This window comes from Aeromonas sp. BIGb0445 (assembly GCF_024809075.1).
Taxonomy (GTDB): domain Bacteria; phylum Pseudomonadota; class Gammaproteobacteria; order Enterobacterales; family Aeromonadaceae; genus Aeromonas; species Aeromonas rivuli.
This window is the reverse complement of the sequence record NZ_JANUES010000005.1, coordinates 89,879-108,125: the sequence shown is the minus strand read 5'-3', so window position 1 is coordinate 108,125 and position 18,247 is coordinate 89,879. Positions and strand designations below refer to the sequence as shown.

General features: G+C 58.8%; 18 protein-coding genes. 9 read left to right on the top strand and 9 right to left on the bottom strand.

Annotated elements, in window-relative coordinates; translation table 11 throughout:
* Positions 1-22: 22 nt before the first annotated feature.
* Together pdhR and ampD are read right to left on the bottom strand one after the other, a co-directional pair.
* Positions 23-787: a pyruvate dehydrogenase complex transcriptional repressor PdhR gene (gene pdhR / locus M2367_RS12420; protein ID WP_224431934.1), complete on the bottom strand. Its 765-nt coding sequence runs from the start codon at positions 785-787 to the stop codon at positions 23-25.
* Between the two features lie 273 nt (positions 788-1,060).
* Complete coding sequence (gene ampD / locus M2367_RS12415) at positions 1,061-1,636, bottom strand: 1,6-anhydro-N-acetylmuramyl-L-alanine amidase AmpD (RefSeq protein ID WP_224432928.1); 576 nt, start codon at positions 1,634-1,636, stop codon at positions 1,061-1,063.
* A 111-nt stretch (positions 1,637-1,747) separates the two neighbouring features.
* Between ampD and M2367_RS12410 the strand changes: the two genes are divergently transcribed.
* From M2367_RS12410 to yacG, 9 genes are all read left to right on the top strand, one after another.
* On the top strand, positions 1,748-2,224 hold the full coding sequence (locus M2367_RS12410; protein WP_042041791.1) for a TIGR02281 family clan AA aspartic protease: 477 nt from the start codon (positions 1,748-1,750) through the stop codon (positions 2,222-2,224).
* Positions 2,225-2,229: 5 nt separating this feature from the next.
* Positions 2,230-3,099, top strand: a complete 870-nt coding sequence (gene nadC / locus M2367_RS12405) for a carboxylating nicotinate-nucleotide diphosphorylase (protein WP_259236852.1) — start codon at positions 2,230-2,232, stop codon at positions 3,097-3,099.
* Between the two features lie 424 nt (positions 3,100-3,523).
* Positions 3,524-3,946 carry a type IVa pilus major pilin TapA gene (gene tapA, locus M2367_RS12400; protein ID WP_259236851.1) on the top strand — a complete coding sequence of 141 codons (423 nt, stop codon included), beginning with the start codon at positions 3,524-3,526 and terminating at the stop codon, positions 3,944-3,946.
* 11 nt (positions 3,947-3,957) lie between these two features.
* Complete coding sequence (gene tapB, locus M2367_RS12395) at positions 3,958-5,664, top strand: PilB family type IVa pilus assembly ATPase TapB (protein ID WP_259236850.1); 1,707 nt, start codon at positions 3,958-3,960, stop codon at positions 5,662-5,664.
* A 62-nt stretch (positions 5,665-5,726) separates the two neighbouring features.
* Positions 5,727-6,968: a type II secretion system F family protein gene (locus M2367_RS12390; protein ID WP_259236849.1), complete on the top strand. Its 1,242-nt coding sequence runs from the start codon at positions 5,727-5,729 to the stop codon at positions 6,966-6,968.
* Between the two features lie 84 nt (positions 6,969-7,052).
* Positions 7,053-7,925: an A24 family peptidase gene (locus tag M2367_RS12385; RefSeq protein WP_259236848.1), complete on the top strand. Its 873-nt coding sequence runs from the start codon at positions 7,053-7,055 to the stop codon at positions 7,923-7,925.
* A 66-nt stretch (positions 7,926-7,991) separates the two neighbouring features.
* A complete protein-coding gene (gene coaE, locus M2367_RS12380; RefSeq protein WP_259236847.1) occupies positions 7,992-8,606 on the top strand; it encodes a dephospho-CoA kinase in 615 nt (204 codons plus the stop codon).
* A 37-nt stretch (positions 8,607-8,643) separates the two neighbouring features.
* Entirely contained in the window at positions 8,644-9,366 is a 723-nt protein-coding gene (gene zapD, locus M2367_RS12375; RefSeq protein ID WP_042041798.1) for a cell division protein ZapD, read from the top strand.
* Between the two features lie 61 nt (positions 9,367-9,427).
* Positions 9,428-9,622 carry a DNA gyrase inhibitor YacG gene (gene yacG, locus M2367_RS12370; protein ID WP_042041799.1) on the top strand — a complete coding sequence of 65 codons (195 nt, stop codon included), beginning with the start codon at positions 9,428-9,430 and terminating at the stop codon, positions 9,620-9,622.
* Between the two features lie 75 nt (positions 9,623-9,697).
* On the opposite strand, the gene mutT is transcribed toward yacG, so the two are convergent.
* From mutT to M2367_RS12335, 7 genes are all read right to left on the bottom strand, one after another.
* Complete coding sequence (mutT, locus tag M2367_RS12365; RefSeq protein ID WP_042041952.1) at positions 9,698-10,108, bottom strand: 8-oxo-dGTP diphosphatase MutT; 411 nt, start codon at positions 10,106-10,108, stop codon at positions 9,698-9,700.
* Positions 10,109-10,193: 85 nt separating this feature from the next.
* Positions 10,194-12,914, bottom strand: coding sequence for a preprotein translocase subunit SecA (gene secA / locus M2367_RS12360; protein ID WP_042041800.1), 2,721 nt, complete (start codon positions 12,912-12,914; stop codon positions 10,194-10,196).
* Positions 12,915-12,971: 57 nt separating this feature from the next.
* Complete coding sequence (locus M2367_RS12355) at positions 12,972-13,877, bottom strand: M23 family metallopeptidase (RefSeq protein WP_259236846.1); 906 nt, start codon at positions 13,875-13,877, stop codon at positions 12,972-12,974.
* A 137-nt stretch (positions 13,878-14,014) separates the two neighbouring features.
* A complete protein-coding gene (gene lpxC / locus M2367_RS12350) occupies positions 14,015-14,938 on the bottom strand; it encodes a UDP-3-O-acyl-N-acetylglucosamine deacetylase (RefSeq protein WP_042041805.1) in 924 nt (307 codons plus the stop codon).
* 95 nt (positions 14,939-15,033) lie between these two features.
* Entirely contained in the window at positions 15,034-16,185 is a 1,152-nt protein-coding gene (gene ftsZ, locus M2367_RS12345) for a cell division protein FtsZ (protein ID WP_005891146.1), read from the bottom strand.
* Positions 16,186-16,225: 40 nt separating this feature from the next.
* Entirely contained in the window at positions 16,226-17,485 is a 1,260-nt protein-coding gene (ftsA, locus tag M2367_RS12340; protein ID WP_042041806.1) for a cell division protein FtsA, read from the bottom strand.
* A complete protein-coding gene (locus M2367_RS12335; RefSeq protein WP_224431925.1) occupies positions 17,466-18,218 on the bottom strand; it encodes a cell division protein FtsQ/DivIB in 753 nt (250 codons plus the stop codon). Before M2367_RS12335 ends, ftsA begins: the two co-directional genes overlap by 20 nt.
* Positions 18,219-18,247: the final 29 nt, after the last annotated feature.

Genomic DNA, 18,247 nt, shown 5'->3' with positions numbered 1-18,247 from the left:
TCGACAATAAAGCCTTGTGGGATTAGTTTTCCTGCTGACGGATCCGACGCATGGATCGCTGGATCCGGCTATCTTCCCTCTGCATATCCAACAAGGTGTCCTCGATAAAGGCCAGGTGCTCATGACAAGCAGTCCTGGCCCGCTCCGGAGCCCCCGACAGGATAGCCTCGATCAGCGACGCACGATGGCGACGGATCTTGGCGACCACTCCCGGACGGCGATTCAAAATTTCGTTATTTCGCAAAATGTTCTGTTCGAGCATTGGACCCATGGCCCGCAACAGGTGCAGCAGCACCACGTTGTGGGAGGCCTCCGCCACCGCCAGATAGAACTGGGTGACAGCGCTCGACTCGCTCGCAAGCGATCCCTGCTGCCCGGCGGCCTCGATGGCGGCCTGGGCGGCGCGGATGCGCTCGAAATCTGCCTCTGTACCCCGCAGCGCAGCATAGTAGGCACAGATGCCTTCCAGTGCGTGGCGAAACTCCAGCAAGTCATACTGGGCTTCAGGGTGGGTACTGAGCAGCTCGAACAGGGGATCGGCGATGCCCTTGCTCAAACCATTTTGCACAAAGGTGCCACCGCCCTGGCGGCGATACAGCAACCCACGAGCCTCCAGACGCTGGATGGCCTCTCGCAAGGAGGGGCGCGACACCTGAAACTGGATGGCGAGTTCCCGCTCTGGCGGCAACTTCTGGCCAGGCTGCAAGCTGCCTTCCAGGATCATGTGCTCCAACTCGGCGACGATGGCGTCAGCCAATTTGGGTTGAGTAACTTTACGATAGGGCATGAGGCAGCTTTGTTAAATTGGTATTACCAATTTCATGAATGGGGCGAAAATTAGCAGAGGGCATGGAAAATGTCCACCCAAAATCTGATCTGCATCAAGAAAGTGAACTGCCTACTTATGGGTAATCTTCGGGAACCATGATCTCACTCATAGAAAATGGTCTGACCAATATTTCTGCGCCAGATCACAGATAACATTTGGGTAACAGCCAATAAAAATAGCCTGCGCTGTTGGCAAGCCATTGATTTAAAAAACACAAACTTAATTTCAACACTAGCAGGATTTGTTTGTTTCCTGGCGATATCGCACCCAGTCAAAACTGCTGCCCGGATCCGTCTTGCGGCCCGGCGCTATGTCGCAGTGCCCCACTACCCGCTCTGCCACTATGGCAGGAAAACGCGCCTGAATGGTTCGAGTGAGACTCGCCAGCACGGCATATTGCGCAGGGCTATAAGGCAGATCATCGGTCCCCTCCAGCTCGATGCCGATGGAGTAATCGTTGCACGCCTCTCGCCCCTCCCAGCAAGAGAGGCCAGCATGCCAGGCTCGGGCAATAAAAGGCACATATTGCACCAGCTCTCCGTCGCGGCGGATCAGGCAATGGGCGGAGACCCGCAGTTGATGGATCTCGGCGAAATAGGGGTGGCCATCAGGATTGAGGGTGCCGCTGAACAGCTCGTCGATATGAGGACCGCCGAACTGCCCTGGTGGCAGACTGATGCCGTGCACCACCAGCAAGGAGACATCCTCGGGGCTGGCCCGCTCATTGTGATGAGGAGAGGGCACCCGTCTGGCCTGCTCGCACCAACCGTCTGAATCAATGGAAAATACTGTGTTAGGCTGGGTCATCATCTCTCTTGCTCATGGTATGGATGTGCGCATTACCGCCCTTAGGGTCTGGCTATCCCTCCCCCCGCGTTCACAGCCCGGACTGTTGTCCTGCACCGGGAGTCGCTCATAATGGCGGCCCCTGCTGCGGCCCGCTGGCTCTGGCTACTGACCTGGCTCTCGCTGATGGGACTGCTCACCCTCTATTTCCACACGGGTAGCCAGCCCAGCGTCACTGCCAGCGGCGAACTGCGTCTGCCGATGGATGCCAGCGGCCACTATCGCCTGGAGGGTGCCATCAACGGCCAGGAGGTGCAACTGCTGCTCGACACCGGCGCCACCCGGGTCACCATACCGGCTGAGGTGGCGAGTCGGCTGGGGCTCGTGGTGCAGGGACAGAGTCGGGTCAATACGGCAGCTGGCCCTATTCTGGTCGGCAACGGCCGGATAGAAAGCCTGGCGATGGGCCCGCTGACCTTGTACGATCTGGCCGTTTACATCAATCCAGCCGCCAGCGGCAATGAGATCCTGGTCGGCATGAACGCCCTCGGTCGGCTGGAGCTGACTCAACGAGACAGGCAGTTGCTTCTCAGACCCTTGCAGGAATAAAAGGCATGTTACAACAGGACATCAGCCGCGCCGTGCGCGCCGCGTTACTCGAAGATTTGGGGGGCGCCCTGACCGCCCAAGGCCAACCGGATGCCCGCGCCGACATCACGGCGCAGCTCATCCCGGCCGATCGCCAGGCCAGTGCCCGGATCATCACCCGCGAGGCGGGGGTCTTCTGTGGTCAAGCCTGGGTGGATGAGGTCTTTGCCCAGCTCGGTGGCGAGGTACAAGTGGAGTGGTTGGTCCAGGACGGCGACATCTTGCAGCCGGATCAGGAGTTGTTTCGCCTCCATGGCCCGGCCCGGGTGCTGTTGACCGGCGAGCGCAATGCCCTGAACTTCGTGCAGACCCTCTCCGGGGTGGCCACCCTGACCGCCCGCTACGTCGCAGAGCTCACCGGCACCCAATGCCGCCTGCTCGACACCCGCAAGACGCTGCCAGGGCTGCGGGATGCCCAAAAATATGCCGTGACCTGCGGCGGCGGCAAGAACCACCGTATCGGTCTGTATGACGCCTACCTCATCAAGGAGAACCATATCCTCGCCTGCGGCGGCATCATGGAGGCCGTGAGCGAGGCCCGCCGCCTCAATCCGGGCAAACCGGTGGAGGTGGAGGTGGAGTCGCTCGTCGAGCTGGCACTCGCCCTCGATGCTGGCGCCGATATCGTCATGCTGGATAACTTTGATGTGGCCATGATGGGTGAGGCGGTCACCCTGAACGGCAAGGGGGGCGAGCGCCGGGCCAAGTTGGAGGTGTCCGGCAACGTCACCCTGGACACGCTGGCTGAATTTGCCGCCACCGGCGTGGATTACATCTCGGTCGGTGCCCTGACCAAGCATGTGCGGGCCCTCGATCTCTCCATGCGCTTTATCTAAACAGTCAACGCCGTCATTACCATTCACCTGCCCCCGCTATCCATGATGCCAGCGGGGGCAGGGATCTCTCCTTAGTCAAGCCCCTCAATCCTTTTGGCTCAATCCCTCGATCTCCCCCTTCCCCCGGTACCGGGGCAGCAATCAACCCCTGACGCATCTCGACTTGCAAAAGACGCCATTGACGCCTTTTCTTTAGGCAAGGCCCGCCCATGGTAAAAGGAGAGACCGGAACAGCCGACTGAATGACAGGGAACCAAAGGAAACCACTAACCTTCTGATTTATCTCTACTTATGTCATTAGTTTAATGCTCGTCAACTAAACTGGATTGCGTTGTTGCCAAGTGCAGCAGTTTGGCTAAGCTGCCAAGAGCGGTGAGGTCACCGCCAGTGTTATCAGGACCCATGTGAAATAAGGATATTGAAGATGAGAAAGCAAACAGGCTTTACCCTGATCGAACTGATGATCGTCGTGGCCATCGTCGCCATACTTGCCGCCATCGCCCTGCCGGCGTATCAGACCTATACCCAAAAAGCCCGCTTTACCGAGGTTATATCGGCAACCGCCCCATATAAAGCAGCTATAGAAATATGTGCTCAAACATTAGCGCTTGCTGACGGTGCATTGGATGATTGTGATGCAGGCACAAACGGCGTCCCGGCAGCTATTAGTGCAGCTAATGGCAACGTTGCTTCAGTTGATGTTGCTGATACAGGTAATGCGATTACTGTCACAGGTACGGCAGACGTTGGTGGGCTGGATTACATCCTGGTGCCGATGGTGACAACTGGTAAAGTCAATTGGGCTGTTGCAAGTGCATCAACCTGCATCACCCCAGGCATCTGCTGATTTATTAGCCAATGACCTCTAGCCCCCATAGCGGCCTGGCCCTGAGCCTGGCCGCTTCTTCCCTGTTAAGTGAGTCTGACTCACAGCACTATCTGAGCCAGGCCCGCGCCCAGCGCAAACCCTTTGTCACCTACCTTATCGAGAACGATATCCTCGCCAGCAAGGCGCTGGCCGAGTTCTGCGAGCTGGAATATGGGGTACCTCTGCTGGATCTTGCCGCCTTCGACCTGGCCGAGATCCCGCAGAAATACCTCAACCAGAAGTTGATCGACAAGCACCATGTGCTGCCCATCTACACCCAGGGCCATACCCTCTATATCGCCATGTCCGACCCGACCAATGTGGCGGCACTGGAAGATTTCGGCTTCAGCTTCGGCCTGCATACCGAGGCCCTGCTGGTCGAAGAGGACAAACTGAGCCAGGCCATCGGCAAGCTGCTCGAGAGCGAGCATGACGCCCTCGGCATGGACGATATTGATGAGGCCGAGATCTCGGCACTCGAAGTGGCTGACGACAGCAGTCGCCTCGACGAAAGCGTCAACACCGCCGACGACGATGCCCCCATCGTCAAATACATCAACAAGATCTTGATGGACGCCATTCGCCAGGGGGCATCCGACCTGCACTTCGAACCCTATGAGTTCAAGTACCGCATCCGCTTTCGTATCGATGGCATATTGCACGAGGCCTCCACCCCGCCGGTCAATCTGGCCAACCGCTTCGCCGCCCGCCTCAAGGTCATGGCCAGACTAGACATTGCCGAACGGCGCCTGCCTCAGGATGGTCGCATCAAGCTCAAGCTGTCCCGTAACCGCTCCATGGACATGCGGGTCAATACCCTGCCGACCATGTGGGGCGAGAAGGTCGTCATCCGGTTGCTTGACTCCTCGGCGGCCCGGCTCAACATCGAGCAACTGGGCTTTGACGAGACGCAGAAACAGCAATACCTGACCGCACTGAGCAAACCGCAGGGCATGATCCTGGTGACAGGACCCACCGGCTCCGGCAAGACGGTTTCTCTCTATACCGGGCTCAACATACTCAATACCCTTGAGGTCAATATCTCCACCGCCGAAGATCCGGTAGAGATCAACCTGCCCGGGGTCAATCAGGTGCAGGTCAATCCCAAGGCAGGGCTCACCTTCGCCAGCGCCCTGCGCTCCTTCCTTCGCCAGGACCCGGATATCGTCATGGTGGGGGAGATCCGGGATCTTGAAACCGCCGAGATAGCCATCAAGGCGGCCCAGACCGGCCACCTGGTACTCTCTACCCTGCACACCAACTCGGCAGCCGAGACCCTGACCCGGATGATGAACATGGGAGTGCCCGCTTTCAACATCGCCTCGTCGGTAACGCTCATCATGGCTCAGCGGCTCGCCCGCAAGCTGTGCGATCACTGCAAGGAGCCGGAAGCTATCCCCGACTCCGAGCTGACCGCGCTGGGCTTCAGTACTCAGCAAGTGACCGCTGGGGTAAGGCTGTTCAAACCCAAGGGTTGCAAGGAGTGTACCGGGGGTTACAAGGGGCGGGTCGGCATTTATGAAATACTGTTGATGTCAGAAAATATCGCCAAACTCATCATGCAGGGGGCGAACTCATTGCAGATTGCCGCCATCGCCCAGAAGGAGGGGATGCGAACCCTGCGCATATCTGGCCTGGAAAAAGCCCGTCTCGGCGTCACCAGTCTGAGCGAAATCAATAGGATCACCACCAACTAGCTCGTCAGGCCGCCGACTTATCACGCCGCTCATCAAGCGGCCCTCATTGCAAGGATGCAAGGATGGCTACTCTATCGAAGAAGCGCAACCAGCCCGCCAAGGTCTATACCTTCCGCTGGAAAGGGGTCAATCGCAAAGGCAAGGATATCTCCGGGGAGCTACAGGCCGAACACGTCAATATGGCCAAGGCCGAGCTGCGCAAGCAGGGGGTCAGCGTCTCCCGTATCGGCAAAAAGAGTCACGGCCTCTTCTCCAAGGCGGGTGCCAAGATCAAGGCGATGGATATCGCCGTGGTGAGCCGCCAACTTGCTACCATGTTGAGCGCTGGCGTACCCCTAGTGCAGAGCCTGCAGATCATCGCCCGTAGCCACGAAAAATCGAGCATGCGTGATTTGATGGGGCAGATTGCCAGCGATGTCGAAACCGGTACGCCCATGTCGGAAGCCCTGCGCCAACACCCCCGCCATTTTGACGATCTCTATTGCGATTTGATCGAGGCAGGGGAACATTCGGGGGCACTCGAGACCATCTATGATCGCATCGCTACCTATCGGGAAAAGGCCGAAGCGCTCAAATCCAAGATCAAGAAGGCGATGTTCTATCCCAGTATGGTGATCCTGGTGGCCATAGTGGTGACCTCCATCCTGCTGTTGTTTGTCATCCCGCAGTTTGAAGACATCTTCAAGAGTTTTGGCGCCGAGCTGCCCATTTTCACCCAGTTCGTCATTGGCATCTCCCGCTTCATGCAGGATTGGTGGTATGTGATTTTCGGCGGGATAGCCCTGGCCATCTTCCTCTACGTACGGGCCTGGCGCCGCTATTCCAAAGTCCGAGATAACACCGACAAGTTCATTCTCACCATCCCCGTGGTCGGCATGATATTGCACAAGGCCGCCATGGCCCGCTTCGCTCGCACCCTCTCCACTACCTTCAGCGCCGGTATTCCCCTGGTGGATGCACTGATCTCGGCGGCAGGAGCCTCGGGGAACTATGTCTATCGCACTGCCATTCTGGCCATTCGCAATGAGGTGATGGCTGGTATGCAGATCAACGTAGCCATGCGCACCGTGGATCTCTTCCCGGACATGGTGATCCAGATGGTGATGATAGGAGAGGAATCTGGCGCTATCGATGAGATGCTCTCCAAGGTCGCGACCATCTTCGAGCAGGAGGTTGACGATCTGGTCGACGGCCTCACCAGCCTGCTAGAGCCCTTCATCATGGTGGTGCTGGGCGTGCTGGTTGGCGGCATGGTGGTGGCCATGTATCTGCCCATTTTCAAACTGGGCTCTGTCATCCACTAGTGCGATCAAACCATCCCGGCGGGGGGCCGGCGCCCTCAGCCGCCGGGGTCATGCTACACTGCCTGCTTCCTTATCCGAGACTCGATGCAACCCATGACTGAACTGGCGCTCAGCCTGCCCTGGCTCTACCTGACCCTGGTATTTCTCTTTTCCCTGACCATTGGCAGCTTCCTCAATGTCGTCATCCACCGTCTGCCCATCATGCTCGAGCGTGGCTGGCTGGCCGAGTATCGGGACTACTTTCATCCTGAGAGCGAGTCCGCCCCTACCGAGCCCTATAACCTCATGGTGCCACGCTCCCGGTGCCCCCATTGCCACCATGCCATCAGCGCCCTGGAAAACATCCCGCTATTGAGCTGGCTCTGGCTCAAGGGGCGCTGCCGCAGCTGCTCCGCGCCTATCTCGGCGCGCTATCCCCTGGTCGAGCTGCTCACCGCCCTGCTCTCCGTCGTCGTGGCCAGCCGCCTGCCTGCTGACTCTTCCCTGCTGGCCTATCTGCTGCTCACCTGGGTGCTGGTTGCTCTGACCTTCATCGATCTGGACAAGATGCTACTGCCAGATCCCCTCACGCTGCCGCTGCTCTGGGCTGGCCTGCTGGTCAACCTCATCTGGCAGAAGGTGCCCTTGGCGGATGCCGTCATCGGTGCCATGGCCGGTTATCTGGTGCTCTGGAGCCTCTATTGGGCCTTCAAACTGTTCACGGGCAAGGAAGGGATGGGTTATGGTGACTTCAAGTTGCTGGCAGCCCTGGGGGCCTGGCTCGGCTGGCAGGCGCTGCCGCTGATCCTGCTGCTCTCCTCCTTGGTGGGCGCCGTGATCGGCATAGCGCTTATCATCTCCCGCCGCCAAGCGTACAGCAAACCCATCCCCTTCGGCCCCTATCTCGCCATCGCCGGTTGGGTCGCTCTGCTCTGGGGAGATAGCATCACCACCTGGTATCTGCACATGGTGCTCTGACCCCCGCTTGGGGCACAATAACCAGCAAGACGAATAAAGAACGATCACTTCAGGACACACTCACCCATGTATATAGTCGCAATCACAGGGGGCATAGGCAGTGGCAAGACCACTGTCGCCAATCTGTTTGGCGAGCTGGGCATCGACATCATTGATGCGGATGTTATCGCCCGCGAGGTGGTGGAACCCGGTACCCCTGCACTGGCTGCCATCACCCAGCACTTCGGGGTTGGCGTACTCGATGAAGAGGGTGCACTGGACAGACGCAAGCTCCGTGACCGCGTGTTCAGAGATCCCGATGCCAAGGGGTGGCTCAACGCCCTGCTCCACCCCCTGATCCGCCAGGAGATGCAGCGCCAATGCGCCGAGGCTAGCTCCCCTTATTGCTTGCTGGTGGTGCCCCTGCTGGTTGAAAACCGGCTCACCGCCATGGCTAACCGGGTACTGGTGGTCGATGTGGACGAGGAGACACAGATCACCCGCACTTGTCGTCGTGATGGGGTCAGCCGTGAACAGGCCAGGGCCATCGTCACCGCTCAAGCGAGTCGTATGGCTCGCTTGGCCGCCGCCGATGACATCATTGAGAACCGGGACGGCTCTCCCGAGCTATTGCGTGGGCGAATTCTGGCGCTGCACCAAACATATCTGACATTTGCCACTCAACAAGCTCGGCAACTGTGAGTACACTAGGCCGGTTTATGGCTGGCCAGGATTAGGCATGATTTACGATTTCCCTCTCAACGAAAAAAGCCGGACCTATCTTCGTCTGGAATCACTGTTCAACCAGATCCATGACAATCTGGGGAGCGATCACCCCTGGTCTCATATCGCCTTCTTCAAGGGGCTGTTCGATCTGCAGGAACTGCTCGAGCGGGGAGATCTGCGCTCGGATCTCATCAAGGATCTTGAACGCCTGAGTCAGCGCCTCGGCCACTGGGCAGAGCTGCCCGATGTCGATCTCGACCAGATCCGTGCGATGCAACAGGAGAGCAGCCAGCTTTCCCGCAAGCTGTTGGGTGCCGCGCGTCCCGGCGCTCGCCTCAAGGAAGACAAGCTGCTCGGCTCCATCCGCCAGCGTTTCTCCATTCCCGGCGGACTCTGCGCCTTTGATGTGCCTCAGCTGCACCACTGGTTGACCACCCCGGCGTCCCTGCGACACCCGCAGATGGAAGCCTGGCTGAGCGACATCCAGTTGCTGATGGGGGCGATTGGCCTCTTGCTGCGACTGTGGCGCGATGCGTCCCACTTCAGCGATCAGGTCGCCACCAATGGTTTCTATCAGGACACGGCGGAGAATGCGGAGTTGATCCGTATCCGCTTGCCCCATGCCATGGGTTGCTACCCGACCCTGAGTGGCCACAAGAACCGCTTTGCGCTGCGCTTCCTGCCCACCCAGGAACAACCCATTGGCGATGTGCCCTTCCAGCTCGCCTGCTGCTAACCAAGAGATGGGAGCCTGGCTCCCATCCTGCGTCATTCATCTCTTGCCTGTGGAGGAACTCATGGTCACCAAGGTCAACTGCCCCAATTGCCAAACCCCCGTGGAATGGGGGCCGCAGAGCCCGTTTCGCCCCTTCTGCAGCAAGCGCTGCCAGCTGATCGATCTTGGCGAGTGGGCCGATGAAGAGAAGCGGATCCCGGGAGAGCTCAATCCGGATCTGCTGCCAGATCCCGATGCCGGAGAGGAGTGGCGCTGAGCCCTCCCCCTCCATAACAAAAAAGGGCCACAATGGCCCTTTTTTGTTATCAACGTTTCGCTACCGCATTCGTTGTCAGCTTTTAGCGACCAAACCCTGTAGCCGCGCGACTATGGGGCCATTGGCATCCGGGAACTGGTAGTTATCCAGCTCGGCCAGGGGTACCCACAGACACTCCTGGCCCTCCTTGCCAAAGGGTTCACCACTGAACTGCGTCACCTTCCAGATATCCAGCAATACCTGTTTCTCGGGATAGTCATGATGCAACTCCATGAAGGGGGCGCAATCCTCGACCCGGATGCCGATCTCCTCCCACAGCTCCCTGTCCAGGGCTGCCAGCAGATCTTCCCCCGCCTCAACCTTGCCACCGGGGAACTCCCAACGATCGCCCTGGTGACGGTCTGAGGAGCGTTTGGCGATGAAGATGTCACCCCGCTCGTTCTCGATGACGCCAACCGCCACCCAAATCCGCTTCTTCTGTTCCACTCGCTTCACCTCATGGCTGACCACTCGGGCCCTTAACAAAATGAAGGCGGGCACTGGGCCCGCCTCCTTATGACTGATTGACGACTCAGGTCAACTGGCCGTGGCAATGCTTGTACTTCTTGCCGGAGCCGCAGGGGCAAGGATCGTTGCGGCCCACCTTCTGCTCGTCCCGCACGAAGGTAACCGGTGCCGTGTCGGCCTGGGTCTCTTCGTCGGCCAGCTGGTTATCGGCGGTAGCATGGGTGTAAGTACGGGGAGTCGCTTCCGCCTGCTGGCGCTGCTGCTCTTCCATCACCTCGACATCCCGCTCCTGTACCTGAACCCGGCTCAGTATGCTGACCACGTCACGCTTGAGGGTCTCCAGCATCTGGGTGAACAAGTCGAAGGATTCGCGCTTGTACTCCTGCTTGGGGTTCTTCTGGGCATAACCGCGCAGATGAATGCCCTGACGCAGGTGATCCATGGCGGCCAGATGCTCCTTCCACAGACCATCCAGGGTCTGCAGCATCACGGCCTTCTCGAAGTTGCGCAGCACATCGACACCGACCAGCTCCTCCTTGCGGGCATAGAGTTGGTTCGCTTCGTCCAGAATGCGCTCGCGCAGCTTCTCTTCGTAGAGCTTGTCGTCGTCACTCAGCCACTGCTGAATGGGCAGGACCAGGCCAAAATCGGCGGCCAAACGGGCCTCCAGGCCGGGCACGTCCCACATCTCTTCCAGAGACTGGGGCGGAATGTATTCGTCAATCACGGCGCCATAGACGTCATCACGGATGATGTGGATGGTCTCGGAGATGTCGTTGGTCTCCAGCAGCTCGTTGCGCTGCTCGTAGACCACCTTGCGCTGGTCGTTGGCCACGTCATCAAACTCGAGCAAGTTCTTGCGGATGTCGAAGTTGCGACCCTCCACCTTGCGCTGGGCATTCTCGATGGCCTTGGTCACCCATGGGTGCTCGATGGCCTCGCCCTCTTCCATGCCCAGCTTCTTCATCATGCCGGTGACGCGGTCAGAGGCGAAGATACGCATCAGCTGGTCTTCCATGGAGAGATAGAAGCGGGACGAACCCGGATCCCCCTGACGACCGGAACGGCCGCGCAGCTGGTTGTCGATCCGGCGGGATTCATGGCGCTCGGTACCGATGATGTGCAAGCCACCGGCGGCCAGCACTTCATCGTGACGGATCTGCCAGGCGGCCTTGATGTCGCTGATCTGTTCGGTGGTCGGGTTCTCCAGCGCGGCAATCTCGGCCTGCCAGTTGCCACCCAGCACGATGTCAGTACCACGACCGGCCATGTTGGTGGCGATGGTCACGGCGCCGAGTTGACCGGCCTGGGCGACGATCTCCGCCTCCATGGCGTGGAACTTGGCGTTCAGCACCTTGTGCGGGATGTTCTCCTTGGTCAGGATGCCGGACAGCAGCTCGGAGTTCTCGATGGAGACGGTACCGACCAGCACCGGCTGGCCGCGGGAGACGCAACCACGGATATCTTCGACGATGGCGCCGTATTTTTCTTGCGCAGTGAGATAGACCAGATCGCCCATGTCCTTGCGCACCATCGGCTGGTTGGTCGGAATGACCACGGTGTCCAGACCATAGATCTGCTGGAATTCGAAGGCTTCGGTATCTGCAGTGCCCGTCATCCCCGCCAGTTTGTCATAGAGACGGAAGTAGTTCTGGAAGGTGATGGAGGCCAGGGTCTGGTTCTCGTTCTGGATCTTGACCCCTTCCTTCGCTTCGACCGCCTGATGCAGGCCATCGGACCAGCGACGACCCGGCATGGTACGGCCGGTGTGTTCATCGACGATGACGATCTCGTCTTTCTGCACGATGTAATCGACGTTGCGCTCAAACAGGGTGTGAGCCCGCAGACCGGCGTTGACGTGATGCAGCAGGCTGATGTTGGTGGCGGAGAACAGGGAGTCATCCTCGGCCAGCAACCCTTCCTTCTTGAGCAGCTCTTCCACGAAGATCTGACCATTCTCGGTCAGCAGAGCCTGACGGTTCTTCTCGTCGACCGTGTAGTGACCGTCGCCGGTGTACTCTTCGGAGTCTTCCTTGTCCTGCTTGACCAGCAGCGGGATCAGCTTGTTGATCTGGATATACATGGCGGAGCTATCTTCCGCCGGGCCCGAGATGATGAGCGGTGTACGCGCCTCATCGATCAGCACCGAATCCACCTCATCCACCAGGGCATAGTTGAGAGGGCGCTGCACGCGCTGCTCCGGCGAGAACGCCATGTTGTCGCGCAGGTAGTCAAAACCGAATTCGTTGTTGGTACCGTAGGTGATGTCGGCGGCGTAAGCGTCACGCTTCTGGGATGCATCCATGCCAGGCACGTTGCAATCCACGGTCAGGCCGAGGAAGGTGAACAGCGGGCGGTTCGCCTCGGCATCACGCCTGGCCAGATAGTCGTTCACCGTCACCACGTGCACGCCGTGGCCACTCAGGGCGTTCAGATACGCCGGCAAGGTAGCGGTAAGCGTCTTACCTTCACCGGTTTTCATCTCGGCGATGCGGTTGGAGTTGAGCACCATGCCGCCGATCAGCTGGACGTCGAAGTGGCGCATGCCAAACACGCGGCGCGAAGCCTCACGCACCGTGGCGAAGGCTTCCGGCAGCAGCTGCTCCAGGGTCTCGCCCTGATCCAGACGCTGACGATACTCGGCCGTCTTGGCCTGCAGTTCAGCATCAGACAACGCCTCGAACTGAGGCTCCATTGCATTGATCTGTTTTACTATTTTGCGCAGGGCCTTGAGCGTTCTGTCGTTCCGGCTGCCGATAATCTTGGTAAGCAGTGTGCTAATCATGGGTACCAACTGTTTCTGGTTATAAGGTTCCGTCGCTGGAACTGGAGAGAAAAAAACCTAACCCCGTCTGGCAGTAAGGAATTGACTGGGGTTGACCTGACGACCGTCTTTCAACACTTCATAATGCAAATGGACCCCGGTCGCGCGACCGGTGCGTCCCATCAGGGCTATCTGCTGACCCTGATCCACTAGCGTGCCCACCTCCACCAACAACTTGGAGTTGTGGGCATAGCGAGTCACCAGGCCATTACCATGATTGATCTCAATCATGTTGCCAAATTCAGGATGCCGACCCGACCAGCTCACTATGCCGGGCCCGGTTGCCAATATGGGCGTGCCCGGCTTGCCGCGAAAATCGACACCTTTGTGCATCTTGGCCCGACCGTTGAACGGATCGACCCGGCCACCGAAACCGGAGCTTATCCAGACCCGCTCCTGCTTGACCGGCGAGCCGGAAATAAAGCCTGCGTCAGTGATATGGTGATTGAGCATGAAAGATTCAAGTACTGACAGCTGTTCTTCACGACTGCTGAGCTGTTTGCTGAGGTGGGCCATGGAGCTTTGCAGCTCGTCCAGGTTCACTTCCAGATCGGCATCATAGGAGGGGCCGCCCATGGGAGGCAGCTCTTTGAAGTTGAACTCGTCGGGATCGAGCTCGGCTTGTTCGGTCAGGCGCTCGCCGAGGGCATTGAGTCTGCCAAGCTGGCCCTGCATGGTGCCTACCTGGGCGGCCAACATGGCGAGTTGCTCACGGGCCTGATCGGTAGTTTGGCTCGCCTGCTGCTGCTCTGCTTGAACCAGCGCCAGCTCGAGGGCGGCCATCTTCTGATGCCAGCTCTGCCATAACAGGACACAACTCAGCACCAGAATAGAGAGAAAGAGACCGCCGACCCAGGCCAGACGTTGTTTGGGGAAGTGCAGCTTGCGCCGCTGCTTGCCATTGAGGATCAGGGTAATGCTCATAGAAATTCAATCTGCTCGGTCGGGTGAGGCGAGTTGCCACCACGAAAATAAAACCGGGAGAGTATCGGTATCGGGATGTAAACAAGAATGACAGGACGTCGGTGCGGAGAGATGACCGACGTCCTGTTGCACAGCTATCAGGCTAGAACCAGACCGTTATCGTAGTAAGCGATGGGCGCTTTGTCGCCCTCACCCTCGAAGGTCACCAGTTCCCATGCCTCCTGCTGAGCCAGCAAGGCACGCAGCAGTTTGTTGTTCAAGGCATGACCCGTCTTGTAGGCGCGGAATTCGCCGATGATGCTGCGGTTACACATATAAAGGTCACCGATAGCATCCAGCATCTTGTGCTTGACGAACTCATCTTCGTAGCGCAAACCATCTTCGTTCAGCACCCGATAGTCATCCAGCACCACGGCATTCTCCAGGCTTCCGCCCAAGGCCAGGTTCTGGGAACGCAGGTACTCGATGTCACGCATGAAGCCAAAGGTACGGGCACGGCTGATCTCTTTCACGAAAGAGGCGCCGGAGAAGTCCAGTACACAACGCTGATTGCGGCCTTCGAACACCGGGTGCTGGAAATCGATCTCGAGATCCATCTTGAAGCCGTTGCGATAGGGGTGGAATTCCGCCCACTTGTCGCCGTCCTCAACCCGGATGCTCTGCTTGATCCGCACAAACTGCTTGGGCGCATTCTGTTCGCGGATCCCGACTTCCTGCAGCAGGTAGATGAAGGGGTGCGCACTGCCATCCATGACCGGGATCTCGGGAGCATCAACCTCGACATAGAGGTTGTCGATCCCCATTCCGGCCAAGGCGGCGGAGAGGTGTTCTATGGTGGAAACACGCACACCAGCTTCGTTGACCAACGCAGTACAGAGTACGGTATCCCGCACCTGGTCAGCATTTGCTGGCAATTCCACCACAGGATCCAGATCGGTACGCAAGTAAACGATCCCTGTGTTCACAGGTGCCGGACGGAATGTCATTGTGACTTTCCGACCCGAATGCAGGCCCACACCAGTGGCCTGGACACTCGTTTTCAAGGTTCTTTGTCTAATCATGGGCGTATCCACAGCTAAATTCCGGACCAGATGGTCGTTGACGGGCCATCTTAGCACATTCCTTAAACAACAAACAAACCAGCCCCGTTAGAGGCTTAGTCTGCCTGCTTGCGCAGGAAAGCCGGAATATCCAGATAATCAGGCTCACGACGAGCTTGTGGCTCGGCATTCACCGCCTTGGCCGGGGCCTCTTCCATCACGCGAGACTGCAGAGCTTCGCTGATCAGGGGCTGACGGGCCGGACGCTCTTGTACCATGTTGTTTTTCACGAGCGTGATGTCGCTCTTGCGATCGGCACCGATGCCGGTCGCAACCACGGTCACCCGCAGCTCGTCTTGCATCTCTGGGTCGATTACGGTACCAACCACCACGGTGGCATTCTCGGAGGCGAAGGCCTTGACCGCGTTACCCACGGTTTCGAACTCTTCGATGGTCATGTCCATGCCGGCGGTGATGTTGACCAGGATGCCACGGGCACCGGCCAGATCCACGTCTTCCAGCAGCGGGCTGGAGATGGCTTTCTCGGCAGCTTCTTCGGCACGGTCATCCCCGGAGGCGGAACCGGTACCCATCATGGCGGTACCCATCTCACGCATCACGGTACGCACGTCCGCGAAGTCGACGTTGATCAAGCCCGGACGGGTGATCAACTCGGCAATGCCCTGTACCGCACCCAGCAGCACATCGTTGGCCGCCTTGAAGGCGTCCAGCAGGGAGATGCCGCGACCCAGCACCTTCAGCAACTTGTCGTTGGGGATGGTGATCAGGGAGTCGACGTTCTTCGAGAGCTCTTCGATGCCGTGGGCGGCAAAGCCCATCCGCTTCTTGCCTTCGAAGGAGAACGGCTTGGTCACCACGGCGACGGTCAGTATGCCCATCTCGCGGGCCACTTCGGCCACGACGGGGGCCGCGCCAGTACCAGTACCACCGCCCATGCCCGCGGCGATGAATACCATGTCGGAACCGGTCAGCAGCTCACGCAGTGCTTCACGGTCTTCCAGGGCGGCTTCACGACCCACATCCGGGCTGGCTCCGGCACCCAGTCCCTTGGTGATACCACTGCCGATCTGCAGTGTGGTGTTGGCACTGGAGTTACGCAGTGCCTGGGCGTCGGTGTTGATGGTGATGAATTCAACACCTTCGATGTTTTGACGAACCATGTGCTCGACTGCGTTGCCGCCGCCGCCACCCACGCCTATCACCTTGATGACAGCTTCGTCCGTGTGGCTATCCATAAATTCAAACATGTTGTCTCTCCGCTTTATTTGCTGACTGACGCAAAATCTTTTAGAACTCGCCACGCAACCAGTTGCTGACCCGTTTGACCAGCCCACCGACGCTTGCCTTGGCGGTATAATCGTTGCTACTGCCTGTGGATTGATGGGTACGGCCGTATTGCAGCAACCCGACCGCGGTCGAGTAGACTGGCGCCTGCACGTAATCGCTCAATCCGCGCACATTCATGGGTTCCCCGACCCGGACCTGACACTGGAATACCTGCTCTGCGCACTCCACTATGCCTTCGATCTGGGCCGCACCACCGGTCAGTACCAAACCGGCGGCCAGCTGATGCTTGACCCCCTGCTGTTTCAATTCGCTTTGCACCTTCACCAGCTCGTCATTGATCATGGAGAGCAGCTCGGTGTAGCGCGGCTCTATCACCTCGGCCAGGGTCTGTCGTTGCAGACTGCGGGCCGGGCGTCCACCGACGCTGGGCACTTCAATATTGTCTTCTTTACTGACCAGGCGGCCCAGAGCGCAGCCGTAGCGCACCTTGATGGCCTCGGCGTCCAGCGGCGGCGTGCCGAAGGCGTAGGCGATATCGCTGGTGACAGTGCTGCCGGCATACGGGATCACCTTGGTGTGACGCAGGGCACCGCCGGTAAACAGCGACATGTCCATGGTGCCGCCACCGATGTCGACCACGCAGACGCCCAGCTCTTTCTCGTCTTCGGTCAAGACGGCGTAGCTGGAGGCCAGGGCGGAGAAGATCAGCTGATCGACCCTCAACCCCACCTTTTCCACACACTTCTCGATGTTGCGAGCCATGTCGTTGTGGCAGGTGATCAGGTGCACCTTGGCGGCCATCCGTACCCCGGACAGACCGACCGGGTTCTTGATGCCCTCCTGGTAGTCGATGGCAAACTCCTGGGGCAGCACGTGCAGCACCCTCAGCTCATCGGACAGACGCACCGACTTGGCGGTGTGGATGACGTTGTCCACGTCCTCCTGAGTCACCTCCTCGTCGGAGATAGGCACCATGCCGGTCTCGTTGCGGCAATCAATGTGCTTGCCAGACAGACCCAGATAGACGGAGCTAATCTGGCAGTCGGCCATCATCTCGGCCTCTTCCACGGCTCGGCGCAGGGACTTGACCACGGAATCCAGATCGTTGACCCCGCCCTTGTCCATGCCGCGAGAGGTATGGCTGCCCATACCGATGACATTGAGTTCACCGTCCGGCAGCACTTCGCCCACCAGAACCGCCACCTTGGTGGTGCCGATATCCAGCCCGACAATCAGATTTCTATCTGCGGTTTTGGTCATGCGCTTTCTCTTCGTTCTTCTTCCAGCCAACCGCCATCCCGGTGTCGTATCGAAGGTCCACATAAGCCACTTGCTCACGGGGTTCGATGATCGGGAAGACATCGATAAATCTCTGTAGACGGAGCGCCATATCCGAGCGCCCCACAAACAGTTGAATATTGTTATCCAGCGTCAGTTCCCAGCCATAACGTGGGGTCAGATTGACCGCACTGAGCTTGTAACCACGCTCTGCCAGCTGCGCCTCAAAGTGGTGGCTGTTCTCCAGCACCTTGGCAGCCTGGTCATCAGGGCCGGACAGTTGCATCAAGGGGCTCTTCACCCGATTTGGTGCACTGAACAGCTCACCCTTGGCATTGATGAATCGGTCGCCATTCCAGCGGGCCGCCACCTTCTGCTCCGTGAGGTAGACCTTGATCTTGTCGGGCCACTTCTTGCGTACCGACACCTGGGCGACCCAGGGCAATGCCGTCAGACGTGTCTGCAGGGCATTCACATCCATCTCGAAGAAGTTGCGGGGCGCATCGCCATCCAGCACGGCACTGCGCAACTCCTCCGCCTTGATATATTGGTGTTGCCCCTGTACCAGCAAGGCACTGATGGGCAACCGGTTGGCATCTGTCAGCCAATCCTTTACGTCCAGCGCACTCTGGTAGAGCCCCGCCATCACCAGGAGGAAAAACGTCACTCCGATGATGAAGCCGCCCTTGGTGCGCCCTTGTGCCCTTGCCTCCACCCGTCATATCCCCGTAAAACGTGACCAGA